The sequence below is a fragment of the Pseudoalteromonas sp. NEC-BIFX-2020_002 genome (genome assembly GCF_013002825.1).
Taxonomy (GTDB): domain Bacteria; phylum Pseudomonadota; class Gammaproteobacteria; order Enterobacterales; family Alteromonadaceae; genus Pseudoalteromonas; species Pseudoalteromonas neustonica.
The window spans coordinates 1-14,034 of sequence record NZ_JABEPJ010000027.1 but is presented as its reverse complement, the minus strand read 5'-3'; the positions used below and the strand labels follow the sequence as shown (position 1 = coordinate 14,034).

10 protein-coding genes and 1 pseudogene are annotated in these 14,034 nt (G+C 37.2%); 6 read left to right on the top strand and 5 right to left on the bottom strand.

What is annotated here, in order from left to right; genetic code table 11:
• Positions 1-32 precede the first annotated feature (32 nt).
• From HJP15_RS20255 to bfr (HJP15_RS20245), 3 genes are all read left to right on the top strand, one after another.
• Positions 33-296 (top strand): hypothetical protein, encoded by a 264-nt coding sequence (locus tag HJP15_RS20255; protein ID WP_170174491.1) that lies wholly within the window; start codon positions 33-35, stop codon positions 294-296.
• 184 nt (positions 297-480) lie between these two features.
• The gene (gene bfr, locus HJP15_RS20250; protein WP_054205002.1) at positions 481-954 is read left to right on the top strand and encodes a bacterioferritin; all 474 of its coding nucleotides are present in this window, start codon (positions 481-483) and stop codon (positions 952-954) included.
• A 10-nt stretch (positions 955-964) separates the two neighbouring features.
• Positions 965-1,429, top strand: coding sequence for a bacterioferritin (gene bfr, locus HJP15_RS20245; protein WP_054205003.1), 465 nt, complete (start codon positions 965-967; stop codon positions 1,427-1,429).
• 66 nt (positions 1,430-1,495) lie between these two features.
• On the opposite strand, the gene HJP15_RS20240 is transcribed toward bfr (HJP15_RS20245), so the two are convergent.
• The 3 genes and pseudogenes from HJP15_RS20240 to HJP15_RS20235 form a co-directional block, all read right to left on the bottom strand.
• Positions 1,496-1,690: a (2Fe-2S)-binding protein gene (locus HJP15_RS20240; protein ID WP_054205004.1), complete on the bottom strand. Its 195-nt coding sequence runs from the start codon at positions 1,688-1,690 to the stop codon at positions 1,496-1,498.
• A gap of 471 nt (positions 1,691-2,161) precedes the next feature.
• Positions 2,162-2,272 (bottom strand): annotated as a pseudogene (locus HJP15_RS22065) (DUF6436 domain-containing protein); the annotation flags it as partial.
• A 25-nt stretch (positions 2,273-2,297) separates the two neighbouring features.
• A complete protein-coding gene (locus HJP15_RS20235) occupies positions 2,298-2,852 on the bottom strand; it encodes an isochorismatase family protein (protein WP_054454009.1) in 555 nt (184 codons plus the stop codon).
• Positions 2,853-2,999: 147 nt separating this feature from the next.
• On the opposite strand from HJP15_RS20235, the gene HJP15_RS20230 reads away from it, so the two are divergent.
• Complete coding sequence (locus HJP15_RS20230) at positions 3,000-7,541, top strand: EAL domain-containing protein (RefSeq protein WP_349304643.1); 4,542 nt, start codon at positions 3,000-3,002, stop codon at positions 7,539-7,541.
• A 302-nt stretch (positions 7,542-7,843) separates the two neighbouring features.
• Here HJP15_RS20230 and HJP15_RS20225 read toward each other — a convergent pair whose 3' ends face one another.
• Together HJP15_RS20225 and HJP15_RS20220 are read right to left on the bottom strand one after the other, a co-directional pair.
• Positions 7,844-10,261 (bottom strand): hybrid sensor histidine kinase/response regulator, encoded by a 2,418-nt coding sequence (locus HJP15_RS20225; protein WP_349304642.1) that lies wholly within the window; start codon positions 10,259-10,261, stop codon positions 7,844-7,846.
• 442 nt (positions 10,262-10,703) lie between these two features.
• Positions 10,704-11,591 carry a cation diffusion facilitator family transporter gene (locus HJP15_RS20220; protein WP_054205008.1) on the bottom strand — a complete coding sequence of 296 codons (888 nt, stop codon included), beginning with the start codon at positions 11,589-11,591 and terminating at the stop codon, positions 10,704-10,706.
• A 240-nt stretch (positions 11,592-11,831) separates the two neighbouring features.
• Between HJP15_RS20220 and HJP15_RS20215 the strand changes: the two genes are divergently transcribed.
• Together HJP15_RS20215 and HJP15_RS20210 are read left to right on the top strand one after the other, a co-directional pair.
• A complete protein-coding gene (locus tag HJP15_RS20215) occupies positions 11,832-13,247 on the top strand; it encodes a sensor domain-containing diguanylate cyclase (RefSeq protein ID WP_349304641.1) in 1,416 nt (471 codons plus the stop codon).
• A gap of 46 nt (positions 13,248-13,293) precedes the next feature.
• On the top strand, positions 13,294-13,659 hold the full coding sequence (locus HJP15_RS20210) for a hypothetical protein (protein ID WP_170174489.1): 366 nt from the start codon (positions 13,294-13,296) through the stop codon (positions 13,657-13,659).
• Positions 13,660-14,034: the final 375 nt, after the last annotated feature.

The following is a 14,034-nucleotide window of genomic DNA, read 5'->3' as shown; positions in this document are numbered from 1 at the left end:
TTATTAATCAACAAGTGTAAAAGGACTGCACGATGAAGTTTGTATTGTCTATTTTAATAATAAACCACCTCTGCTTTTTGGGCTTTGAATACGCAATAACTTCAATGCTAAATGATCAAATAAGCGCATCGAGCTACGCTAAACTTTATGTCATTTTAGTTTTTCCTGTTCAATTATTACTAGAACTTACATTTTTTATCGCCATGCTCTATCAAGCCTTCATTGTTTTTAAGTGGCGAGCAAATGGCACATTATGGATTGGGTTTATAGCGACTTTTTTAATGGTCATCTTTTAGCGTGTCACTGTTGGCCTCACTTAAAAGAGAAATGCAAATACAAAACTGTTCATAAACCAACCATTAACGCAAATTTAAACGAGAATCAAACTCAATATTAACCATATGATTTAAAAGGAAAATACTTGCATTTATGTCGATATAGACTAAACTTGTCACAATTATGATTTAAAGGTACGCCATTATGAAAGGTAATCAAAAAGTTATCGACAGCTTCAATAGGTTGTTAGCAAATGAACTTGCTGCAATCGATCAGTATTTTATCCACTCTCGTATGTATGATGATTGGGGCCTAGATAAACTTTATGTACGCCTGAATCACGAAATGGAAGAAGAGAAAGACCACGCTGATTGGCTAATCAAACGTATTTTGTTCCTAGAGGGTGTACCAAATATGACTAAACGTCGTGATCTTATTATTGGTCATGATGTAAAATCTATGATGCAAAATGATCTAACACTTGAACTCGAAGTAGTTGCCTGTGTTAAAGATGTTATTGCAACATGTGAAGAAGAAAAAGATTACCAATCACGTGAAATACTTGAAAAGCTATTGTTTGATACTGAAGAAGATCACGTTTACTGGCTTGAACAACAACTTGGTTTGATTGATAAAATTGGTAGCCAAAACTATCACCAATCACAAATGGGCGAATAGGAGCTAAAATATGAAAGGTGATAAAGACGTTCTTATTGCATTAAATAAGATACTAGCCAATGAGCTTGTGGCAATAAATCAGTATTTTTTACATGCACGTATGTTTAAAGATTTTGGTTTTAGTGTGCTGGACAAAGCAGACTACAAAACTTCAATTCAAAAAATGAAAAATGCAGACCGTTTAATTGAGCGTATCTTATTTTTAGAAGGCTTACCAAATCTACAGGATTTAGGTCGTTTACGTATTGGTGAAAATAGCGAAGAAATGATTGCAGCCAATATGAGTTTTGAACTTGATTCACTTGTTGATTTAAAAGAAGCGATTAAACTTGCTGAAAGTAAAAAAGATTATATTAGCCGCGAAGCGCTAGATAATATTTTAACTGAACAAGAAGAGCAAATTGACTGGTTAGAAACACAACAGCTGCTGATTAAGAGCGCAGGCATTGAAAACTACTTACAGTCGCAGATGTAACATTATCTGACACTAAAAAAAGCAGCCTTGGCTGCTTTTTTTATATGTACTTTAATCGAAACAATATTAAGCAACTTGGTCGGTGATATCAGCTATTTGAATCAATTTGCGATTGAGAATTTTTTTTGTACAACCACAGCATTTTCCACATTGGCTGCCAACGTTCAGCTCCTTACTTAGCTCTCGCATCGTAGTCGCGCCTTCGTCAATTGCTTGTTCAATTTTTTTATCTGTCACACCATGACATAAACAGATATACATGAATACAAACCACTCTCAATAACATTTAGTAAATACATATTAATCTAAACGAAAATAGTTATCAATATTTATTTGTACAATTTTTTTACTATTTATTGCTTCTTTTGCAAGGTGTTGATTTTTAAAAGCAGACGATATTTAGTCTCCATTAATGATAGGAAATTTATAATGTTCTACTAATTCTGATGTGACTGCTACAAGGGCGCTAACAACATGCTAATAGCTAACTTCTTCACTTTAACGACAAGAGCGAGCCTACTAAAAATATCAATAACGATTAAGTTGTGATTTACAATTACCGCAAATAGCGATTGTAATGAGTAACAGCGATCTTCAAAGAAGATTAGTGGATAAGACTTATAAAGTTCAACACAAAAAATTATGGATCTACGCAAATATTTATACGCAAAGGCCCTATCTACAGTGACTAGTGTGCATTAACGCTAACTCTTCTGTTATTTTGATTACACGTTAACTAATACAGTAACAGCCCTTTGCATCTGAAATAACTAATTCACTATTAAAACCTGCGAGTAAGTTTGATATCACTAACTCAACAAAGCTATCAGATGCCGAGCATGCGAGCCCTTCTGAGAGTTTTTTCGAATTATTTCACTATTTTAAGGATCTTTTTAAAAAGTGGCGTTGCTGCAACTTCTGTCCACTGAAAAATAACACTCTCAGCACAACTGATCACAGCCCCTGCTTGGCGCAATTGTTCTACAGCCAAATCGCGATGTAAATCATTTCGCGAGCTCACACCGTCTAATAGTATAAAAATATCAAAACCATGCGCGATTAAATCCAAACACGTTTGCAATACGCATACATGAGCCTCCATACCTACTACAATAATTTGTGGGCGATTATATTTTTTCATTAAAGGAATGAAATTAGGCTCCAAACACGCACTAAAATGACTTTTATCAAAATAGTTACCATTGGGTGCGAGTGCTTTTAATTGTTGCTCGGTATCACCTAGACCTTGTTTATATTGTTGTGTAAACACGATAGGAATCGAATGCAATTGTGCTGCCTGTATTAATTGGCTGGTAACGTCTACCACAGTTTGATAATGCAACATTGCGGGGCGCAGTTTTTCTTGAATATCCACTACTAAGAGAACACTTTGAGACGCTTGTACATTGTAGAAATGACGCATAATACACTCCTTATTTTATTGGGGCCAAACTTAATCATAACCCTTTTATCATTTATCGCTAATTCTTTAATTAAACTATAAATTCTTATGCTATATTTAGCATTCTACTAACATAATTTTAGCTTCATTATTGGGATAGCCTTATAAGTGCGTTTGCATATTGTTGTTTTCATTTTATTCGCCTTACTCTGCATTTTATACAGCACTACTTCACATGCTCAAAATTATGCGCTACAACTGCAACGTCTCTCCCCTGATGAGGGTTTATCTCAAGGTTACGTCACCAACACATTACAAGATCATCTTGGCTTTGTTTGGATTGGTACAAAACAAGGACTCAACCGTTTCGATGGATATCAGGTAAAAACATTCACGGGTGAGCAAGGATTAGACCAAGCATCGATTTTATTCCTATTTGCCACCGAAAGTGATGAGATTTTTGTCTCAACAGAATATTCAGGGGCTTTTCTTATTAACCCGGTAACACTCGTCACCAGAAAGGTTTATTCAGGAAAACTAAGTGAAGAAGATAAACGTTACTCTCCTATTAATGCGGTTAAACAAAGAGGGACTCTTTTTTATTACGCTATCAATGACCACGTTTATACGTTTGATAGTAAACACAGCACCTTCACACATACATTTTCAATAAATAAACCTGAACACCTTGTTCGTGCATTAACTATTCATAATAACTTTATTTACATAGCAACTAGCAATGGCTTGTATTCTAAATCTTTGATTGATGATCACATCACCAAAATCCCACTGCTGAGCAAAGACAAACTAAATGAAGATAATAATAATATAAAGTTCTTACATGTAGACCCTCAATTAGGTTTGATGGTTGGTACTGTTGAAGGCTTTTATAGCATTTCACTCGATAAAAATAGCCAGTTCGACTTTGCAAATATAAAAACGCTAATACCGCATCACAATATTTGGGATTATATAAATACACCCTTTGGTGAGTTTGTTGTCACTCAAGATGGCTTATATCAATATGACCGTCACACTAATCAAAGCTTATTTATACTGCGGTTCGATCAAAGTAAATTTAACATGACCGATAATACTATTTTAGATGTCATGGTAGATAAAACAGGATTAATGTGGCTTGCATCTCGCTCACAAGGTGTTTTTACGTGGTCAACGTTTGCTCGTCGTTTTAATAACATCGAAATTACAAGTCGAGATAAATTACATAGTAATGTCGTATTATCTGTTTTTCAAGATGACACTAATGCACTTTGGCTAGGTACTAATAACGGTTTAACACGCATTAATGAAAAAGCGGGTATTACCAAAACTTACCTAGCAACAGCAGATACAAAAGCATTTTATGGACAATATAGCGTATATGGCATTGCCCCTGCCGAGCTAAACGAACCAAACAGATTTTTATGGCTATTGCTTTATAATGGCCTAGCTTTGTTTGATAAACAAACAGAACAACTGCTTCCAACTCCAATGCAAGGGATCACCCAGAATATTTTGACCGAAGGACCAACATATGGTTACTACCAAATTCAAACAGATACATTTGCATTTTTTAGCGAAAAAGATTTTTATATTTACGATGGTAAAACAGGTAACACACGCCCCATTAGGGGCCTCAAGGAGCAACTTGATCCTATTAACGTGCATAGATTTTTAAAACCTCTTAATACCTATCCTGATGATCATCTCATAAGCGTCTCTGGTGCACTTTATCGTTATAATGAAAAGCGTGAAAGGTTAACTTTACTCTACGAAGTTAAAAATTATAATCCGCTGTCCTATATTACGATAGATGATTGGGTACTGGACTATAACAATATCCTTTGGCTTGCTTCTTCTCAAGAAGGCTTGATAGGCTTAGATGCTAATACCTATGAAGAAAAATACAGAGTCAATCTCGCCAGCGGTCTAAAAACAAAATCGATCTTCGCTTTACAGATAGATCCTTTTGGTTTTTTATGGGTAAGTAGTCAAAATGGCTTGTACCGACTCAATTTAAGTTCAATGCAAATTGATACTTACACTGTTAGTGATGGTTTAACCGTTAATGAATTCAATGTTGATTCACATACTCAGTTAAGTGATGGGAGACTGGCATTTGGCACAACGTTAGGGTTGTTAACTTTAGCCCCGCAAGATTTTTTATCTGTACCAAGTGACCAACAAAATATTACAACCGAAATTACTGATATATCGTTATTTTCTCGTCCACTCGACTACCACCCATTAAAATATAGTGAACAACCTCTTCAGTTAAACTCCGAAGATATGGGTTTAGAAGTCAGTTTTTCGAATTTTAATTTTCAGCATATAGACAAAACACACTATAAAGTGTCTTTACAAGGCCCAAGCCCTTTTAGTTATGAAAAAATAAAAAATAATAATGTTTTTTTTACTAAACTCCCTCCTGGCGATTATCAATTATCCATTGCCGCATACCATATACATGGTTCTGGAATGGGTAAAACCCGAACTCTGGATTTTAGTATTGCATACGCACCGTGGCGCTCTCCTCTTGCAATCAGTCTTTATTTTATTATTGGACTCTTTATATTATTTATTATTTTTTGGCAATATAGATCACGGCAACAAACGATAAAACTAGCTCACGATAAAATACTCGACTCGCAACAGCAAACTGAGCTTGCGTTATCTAGCAGTAAAAGTGGCGTGTGGGAAGTAAACTTTTTAACGCGCAGCGCCTCTCAGCACCGAGTAAAGCACGAGCTAGGGTATGAAACCCTGCCCCATACACACAGTTTTGAACAATTTACTGCGTTAATTCACCCTGATGACAAGCGCCAGTTAAGCTTGGATTGGGCTGCATTCCTAGAACAAAAAAATCAGCAACAATGGCAAGCGACATACCGTTTAAAGCACGCATTAGGCCACTGGCTGTGGTATCAAGATATTGGGGAAGTCATTGAAACCGATGAAAATAAAAAACCAATTCGTGTATCGGGTATATATACAAATATCACAGAAAGTCGTGCAACAGCGCAGCAAGCAGCGGTTTTAGGTGAAGCATTTAGTCAAATAAATGATTGGTTGTTAATCTTAGATCATCAATTACTTCCCTTTTCTGTTAATAACAGTTTTGCAGATGCTTTTTCTGTTGACTCAAGCCCCGCCACTTTAAATTTAAAAGGGTTTTTAGCTGCGTTAGGCAAACAACAATACGCCGATTACATTAAGATACTAAATTCACTAAAACCCCGACAAAACTGGCGTGGTGATGCATACATAAAAACCAGAACAAACCCATCGCACCCAATTCACATTAGTATTACTGCTGTTGCTAAAGACAGTGACTTCGTCAGTTATTATGTCGTGGTTATATCTGATCTAACTGAGCAAAAAAGAGCAGAAAACGAACTTAGGTACTTAGCTAATTACGATCCATTAACTAAGCTCCCTAACCGCACACTGATGTATCAAAAAATCAATCGGGCAATAAAAGATGCCGATAAGCGTCAAACTTTATCAGCATTGTTATTTATAGATTTAGACAAATTTAAACCTGTAAATGACTCATTTGGTCACGCGGTAGGCGATCAGCTACTATGCGATATTACGCAAAGAGTCAATGCGATGTTAGATAGCGATGGAGTTTTAGGCCGTCAAAGTGGTGATGAATTTTTGCTCTTAGTAAATAACCTCAACTCACCTCAGGCACTTAGCGCACAAGTCAAAGCACTTACTATCGAACTCGCTAAAAGGGTTGTTATTGATGATTTTGCCATTAACATATCAGCAAGTATCGGTGTTGCTCTTTATCCATTTGATGCAAAAACCGCAGATCAATTGATCCGACATGCTGACATCGCAATGATGCATGCTAAACAATCTGGGCGTAATGGGTTTAAGTTTTTTACTGAGCAAATGAATGACCAAATTACACAAAAACTCTTGTTAGAAAATGCATTAAAGGATGCATTTAAAGATGATCTACTTTTCAATAACTATCAGCCAATTGTGAATGTAAAAAGTAAAAAAATCAAAGGTGTGGAGCTACTGATGCGCTGGCAACATGAAGGCCAGTTTATCTCCCCAGCTAAATTTATCCCTATTGCAGAAGAAACAGGCCTAATTGATGTACTGACCGAACAAGCACTTTCCCGTGCACTTAAAGAGTTAGCGCCTTTGTTACGTGCTAACCCACGTTTTTATTTATCTCTGAATTTATCGCCAGTACATATACTAAAATCCAACTTAACAGAGCGCTTATTGTTCATTCTCACTCAACACCATATAAAGCCTGTACAACTGCGTTTAGAAATTACTGAAAACACGCTACTTGATGATAAAAATAAAGCAGCAAAGCAGCTACAAACACTCAGAAATGCAGGATTTAAATTATTACTCGATGATTTTGGTACTGGTTATTCGTCTTTGACCTACTTAAATCAATTTCCAATCGACGTGATAAAAATCGATCAAAGTTTTGTTCGTAAAATCGGTCAAGACAGTGGTAATGAATCAATATTAAAGACCATTCATACACTTGCTGAAAACCTTAACCTTTATTGTATTGCTGAAGGCGTTGAGACAATCGAACAAATACGCTTTTTAAACCGCATTGGTTGTTATGATTTACAAGGGTATTATTTTGCACGGCCAATTACCGCTGATAAGTTATTAAGTGATGACTACATTAATAACGTGATTGATAAACTACAAAGCATTTAAAAAAGAAGCGAATGCTTCTGAAATAAAATAGCCTAAAATTTAAGGTTTACAACTAGAGCGTGTTGACCTTTGTGGATTGAAATTCGTTCAATCTAGGGGCGATTTTATCGCGGCGCGAGGTTTGTAGCCTAGCGGGCTCGATAACTGCTCCTGCGTTATCGCCTATTTATGGGGAACAACCACACTACATAGGCGCTGTCTTGCCTAAATACCAAATAGACTGCTGCAAAATCAATCACGAAAGGTCAACACGCCCTAGTATTAATAACGTCTAATCGCGGTTAGTAAATTACCGAAAATGATCATGATTTTAGCTTTCCGACCCATTTATTTAAACACTTATAAAGTAATATTCTATCAACTGGCTTAGCAATAAAATCATTCATGCCTACCTGCAAACACCGTTTTTGATCATCTTCAAACGCATTTGCTGTAATCGCAATAATAATTACATCAGCATACTTTTCAGGGTGAGTTCGTATCGCACGCGTACACTGAAAACCGTCCATATTAGGCATCTGACAGTCCATTAAAATAATGTCAGCTTTCATGGTCTCTAAACACACAAGTGCTTTTTCGCCATCGCTCGCTATATGTAATGAGCACCCAGTGTCTCCAACCATTTTTGAAATAACCATCTGATTAATTGGATTATCTTCAACAAGCAGTACATTAAAATCAGATAAATCAGGCACAGGTTGCTCATTATTAACCGGCTCAGATAATTGCGCGACTTTCACCGGCACAGCGATTGTAAAGCAACTTCCCTCACCTTCTTTGCTTTTTAGTTTTAAATTGCCGCCCATTAATTCTACGATTCGCTTACAAATAGCCAGCCCCAGCCCAGTGCCACCATATTGCCGTGTGGTTGATATATCGGCCTGCGTAAACTCTTTAAATAGCTGACTTTGTTGTTTTTCCGAAATACCAATTCCCGTATCACTAATTGACAACGATAACGTGCCGTCAAAATATGAAACTGACATTTCAATTTTACCGCTTTTAGTAAATTTACCTGCATTATTAAGCACGTTGTTCACAATTTGACTTAACCTAAGAGGATCGAGCTCCATAACTTGAGGTACATTGGCAGAAATCTCTAATGTAAAAGCAACGCCTTTTTGCAGTCCTGTATTGGTAAATACTAATGTCAGTTGATTTAACAATTGATGTAAATCGACTGATCTTGTATCGAGTTTCAGTGCGCCAGCTTCAATTTTAGAAAAATCTAAAATATCATTTAGGATCAGTAAAAGATTGTTTGCGCTTTGTTGAATCATTTGAAGGTGCTCACTACCTTCTTGGTTTATTGCTTTATTTTTAAGTAATATATCTGTTAGGCCAATAATACCATTAAGTGGTGTGCGTATTTCATGGCTCATATTTGCTAAAAATTGCGATTTAGCCTGACTTGCTTTATTCGCCAGCGCAACCGCTTTAATCAACTCATCTGTTTTTTCGTTTACTTGAAATTCCAAGCTCACATTAAAGTTTTTTAAACGCTGATTTAGTGCTTCATTTTCATTATTTACTTGCTCTAAATCTCTAAAATTTGACGTCAAATTAAATGCAAGTGTTGCAAATTGACGCTGTAAACTAAACACTTCAAGCCATGAATTATAAGGATTATCGATGGTTGTTGCCGTTGCCGTGGGCTCAAACTCATCTATTTGGGCTGATAACTGCTTTATTGGCCTCACTAGCCAACGGCTCAATTGAGTTATAAAAATGCTGATCAAAGCAATCACAACTAATGCTAAAAATAAAGACTGTCCCCATGCGCTTGCTGCAACTAAATTTGCATATTTTCGCTTCAATAATGTTGCAACATACCAGCCTTGCTGCTCCGATAGATAAGATTGCACATAATACTGCTCTCCATCAAGTTCTGTTACCATCACACCACGTTCGTCACCACGTAAAGCATCTAGTTGTATTGAGCTTAATTGATTCAATACCGGATAGTGATCGCCTAATGTGCTAAATACAACTTGTTTACTCGCATCTAAAACAATCAACTCACCGTCGTTTTCAAATATTATGGGTCTAAAGCGAAAGAAAAAATCAAAAACAAGTGAGCCTTCAACAATACCTTGAAACTCGCTATTTTTGTAAATAGGAGCAGACACACCAACAATAGGCACATTGCCTAATCCCCTACTTTTAAATATATTTGAAATATACCCTTTAGGTGAGTCTTTGCCTTTTATATAGTAATCGCGGTCGGCAATAGAGGGGGCATCATCTTTTAAGCTTTCTTTTAAACTCATTGGATTAAAAATACGTGCAATAGCCTTATTATCACTCACAATAGAAGAACGTAAGTTTGGGTACAGCCCCATTAAATGCTTCAGCGCAAGCTCCTCATCAATTCCTTGCTCAATTGCTTTTGCGGTAAGCACTACGCCTCGACGATAGTCATTCAGATACAAATCGATTTTGGCCGCAATATCTTTCGACTTTTCTCCTAATTGCGATTTAACTTCATATTCAATACGCGAGTAGTGATTATTCGTAAGCACGATAGTTGTTAAAATCACCACCAATATAATAAGTAAGCTAACGATATAATTAAGAATTTTGTACAGGGATAGGTCGCGGGTTTGCCAAGATTTTTTTAAAAAGAAGAAGCTAAGTAAATCAATCACACTTAAAACAATGGCAGCATTTAAAAAATATTTAACTAAAGCTGTGGCAATTTCTAAGGCTGGGAGCTTCACAAAAAAATAGCCAAAAACAGCTAAAAGGGGTGTACCTATTAGTAACCAGTATACAAGGCCCCTAACAAATAAAGGTTTAGCGCTGCGACAACAAAAAAAGTAAAGCCATATTACCTCGCCAGTAAAGACAAGTGATGGCCAACAGTGCCCCCAACGATAAAATATAAATGCGGCACTAAATACACATGTGAGCAAGGCATAACGTAAGCCAAAGCACAATAATGTAAGAACAACAAAAAATTGACCAAATAAAAATTCAGAGCTGTCTAAAAACCAAAAAGGTAATAAGTTAACAGCCCCTGCAAGTAAACCCAGTACTACTGAACAACTAAAAGCAAAATATCGTTGCTGAAAAATCGGCAAAGGCTTACCCTATAAAAGATCCATACTAATAAAAGTAAAAGAAAAAACCCATTTTGCCAAGCAAATAAGTCCATTTAATTTAGTGCGTACAACCATTACTTTCAATTTGCAGTACACTAGTAACCACATTAAATTGTTGCGCAAGCAATTGCTCCACCTTTAATCGGCATGCCTCGTCGTGTTTTTCTTTTGTACAATGTTGTTTTAAGACAACATGCGCACCAACAACAAGCTCTTTTTCGCGCCTAATGACAGTTACATTGTGTACATTTTCAACGTGCTCAACTTTGCTTATCGCACTTTCAATATCGCCTACATCAGGCAATTTAGCCTTATTGAGCCATAACCCTTTAACACAGCTAATAATCACTTTTACACCGGTAAACATCACAAACAAAGCGATTAACATGCTTGAAAGTATATCAATCACTGTCCAGCCAGTAAGGTAAATCAATACGCCGGCAATAAAAGTAGACACCGTCGAAATTAAATCAAAGAACGAATGTAAGAAAACGGCATAAACATTAATACTTGCTTTGCGCCCTTTATATAAAACCCATGCAGCAGCGCCATGAAAAAGAAAGCCCGTTGCGGCTATTACAGACATCAAATAACTATTTACAGGTGCGCCTTGGCCCTCATGATGATGTAAAAAACGCTCCCCCCCTTCAAACAAAATAACCATGCTAATTGCTAAATAAAGACACCCATTTAACAAGCCACCACTTAACTCTGCTTTTTGATATCCATCATTATAGTTTTTTGCTAAATGAATAGCTAAACTCGAGGCAATAAGCGCGATAAATAACGAACTATTATGTACAAATAAGTGCCCTGCATCAGCCATAACAGCGAGAGAATTAGCATAGTAAGCCCCTATAACTTGAATGACCATAAAAGAACATGTGATAGCTAATGCTATTAGTAATCGACGTCTGGAAGCTTTGTGAGTTGTAATATCGGTCATGAAAAGCGGTTTTTACCTATGCTTAATGGTGCTAAGAGTCATCATTTTTAAAGATGCAGGAAAGAGTAATGATATACAATATCAATTGTAATACTTCCTATGACTAAACGCACTAAAAACTTAGTACTAACCCACAGCAATCTCGCAGCAATTTAAGTAACTATCTATTTAAACAAAAAAGTACCATTCTCATTCAATTCACGTTAAGCTAAAAGTGTTAACAAGACGTTAGGGAAACCAGTGAACAACGCTTCTACAGGTACAATAGATTCAGTAAAAGACATATGGCATGCACTCCAGGCTTTGCCCATAACAATAGCGTTATTTGATCAGCGCACTGATTCTGTTTTTGCCAACCCATCAGCGCAAACACTACTAGGGATCCCCGCTTTAGTTACCTCTGCACATGATGCCTTATCCCATTTACATATTTTTGAGACACTAGATACCAGCTTACCTTCAAACGTTAAGCCACCAATCCACCTCGAAAACGGACAAAATATAAATGTTCGTTACAGCTATATTGCACAAAACCTTATCGCACTTATTTTTGAAGTGCAGCATGAACCTGATAATCAAGCCGATTTTGATGAGGTCATCGCGAAAATATCAGCTCAATTAATTGATATTCAAACTGAAAACCTAGATCAACAAATTGAAAGTGCTTTAGAGGCCATAGGCACATTCTGTCATGCTGATCGCAGCTACCTGTTTCAATTTAGTAACGATGGCAAAGAAATGAGTAATACCCATGAATGGGTTAATAACAACATCAATCCCTTTAAAGATGAATTACAAAATATTCCACAAAACTCATTGCCTTACTTTTTTAAAACTATGAACGAAAAACACGTCTTTAACGTGCCTAACGTAAGCCTGTTACCCGTTCAGGCGGCCGCAGAAAGAGAAGAGTTTGAATCTGAAGGCATTAAATCGGTTTTATGCATTGGCCTACGGTCAGACAATACACTATTTGGTTTTATAGGCTGTGATTGCGTTAGCAAAGCACATAATTGGACTAATACTGATTTAATTCGTATAAAGTTAGTAGGCGAAATAATTGCAAATGCACTTAAAAATGTTGTTTATAAACAACGTTTAGAACAAACCCAACATCAGCTGTTAATTGCAAACCAAGAACTTAAACTTCAAGCAAACATCGATAGCCTGACCGGCATAGCCAACCGACGCTGTTTTGATCAAACTTTAACGAATGAAATACAAAGAGCAACACGCACCTTGCAGCCCGTCAGTTTAATCATCTGCGATATAGATTACTTTAAGTTATACAACGATAATAACGGCCACCAAAAAGGTGACGACGTATTAAGGCAAGTAGCCCAAGCACTGCAAGCACAATGTAAACGCCAAGGTGATTTAGCAACCCGTTATGGCGGTGAAGAATTCGCCATTATTCTCCCGAGTATTGATACACAGCACTGCCTACAGTTTGCTGACTTATTACAGCAAAGAATACATGAGTTGAATATCCCGCACTTATACTCTGACATTTCACCACAACTTACTTTAAGTATTGGTTGCCATACCTGCTTTGTAAGTAAAGATACAACACCACAAACTATGATTAGCGCCGCAGACAAAGCACTCTACAACGCCAAAAATGCAGGCCGAAACCAAGTTCAGCAGATAGATTGAATCAAAAGTAAATCATCAACAATGATATTAATTCACAACCTAAACCATGTATATTGCGGGTCGTACTTTAGCGCGAGAAACCCCGAATGATCACGCTAAGCTAGCGATTTATAACCCATCCAAGGGCTTGGTTACATCGGTCACTCATCACATAAATACCAGTACCGTAGGTCGTGCTTTAGCGCGAGAAACCCCGAATAATCACGCTAAGCTAGCGATTTATAATCCATCCAAGGGCTTGGTTACATCGATCACTCATCGCCTAAATACCAGTACCGTAGGTCGTGCTTTAGCGCGAGAAACCCCGAATGATCACGCTAAGCTAGCGATTTACAATCCATCCAAGAGCTTGGTTACACCGGTCACTCATCACCTAAATACCAGTAGCGTAGGTCGTGCTTTAGCGCGATAAACCCCGAATGATCACGCTAAGCTAACGATTTACAATCCATCCAAGGGCTTGGTTACACCGGTCACTCATCACCTAAATACCAGTACCGTAGGTCGTGCTTTAGCGCGATAAACCCCGAATGATCACGCTAAGCTAGCGATTTACAATCCATCCATGGAGTTTGGTTACATCGATCACTCATCACCTAAATACCAGTAGCGTAGGTCGTGCTTTAGCGCGAGAAACCCCGAATAATCACGCTAAGCTAACGATTTATAATCCATCCATGGAGCTTGGTTACATCGGTCATCCATCACCTAAATACCAGTACCGTAGGTCGTGCTTTAGCGCGAGAGGCCCCGAATGATCACGCTAAGCTAGCGATTTATAATCCAT

Coding starts and splice junctions, on each gene's coding strand:
- HJP15_RS20255 (WP_170174491.1), top strand. CDS start 33: ATGAAGTTTGTATTGTCTATTTTAATAATAAACCACCTCTGCTTTTTG.
- bfr (WP_054205002.1), top strand. CDS start 481: ATGAAAGGTAATCAAAAAGTTATCGACAGCTTCAATAGGTTGTTAGCA.
- bfr (WP_054205003.1), top strand. CDS start 965: ATGAAAGGTGATAAAGACGTTCTTATTGCATTAAATAAGATACTAGCC.
- HJP15_RS20240 (WP_054205004.1), bottom strand. CDS start 1,690: ATGTATATCTGTTTATGTCATGGTGTGACAGATAAAAAAATTGAACAA.
- HJP15_RS20235 (WP_054454009.1), bottom strand. CDS start 2,852: ATGCGTCATTTCTACAATGTACAAGCGTCTCAAAGTGTTCTCTTAGTA.
- HJP15_RS20220 (WP_054205008.1), bottom strand. CDS start 11,591: ATGACCGATATTACAACTCACAAAGCTTCCAGACGTCGATTACTAATA.
- HJP15_RS20210 (WP_170174489.1), top strand. CDS start 13,294: ATGTATATTGCGGGTCGTACTTTAGCGCGAGAAACCCCGAATGATCAC.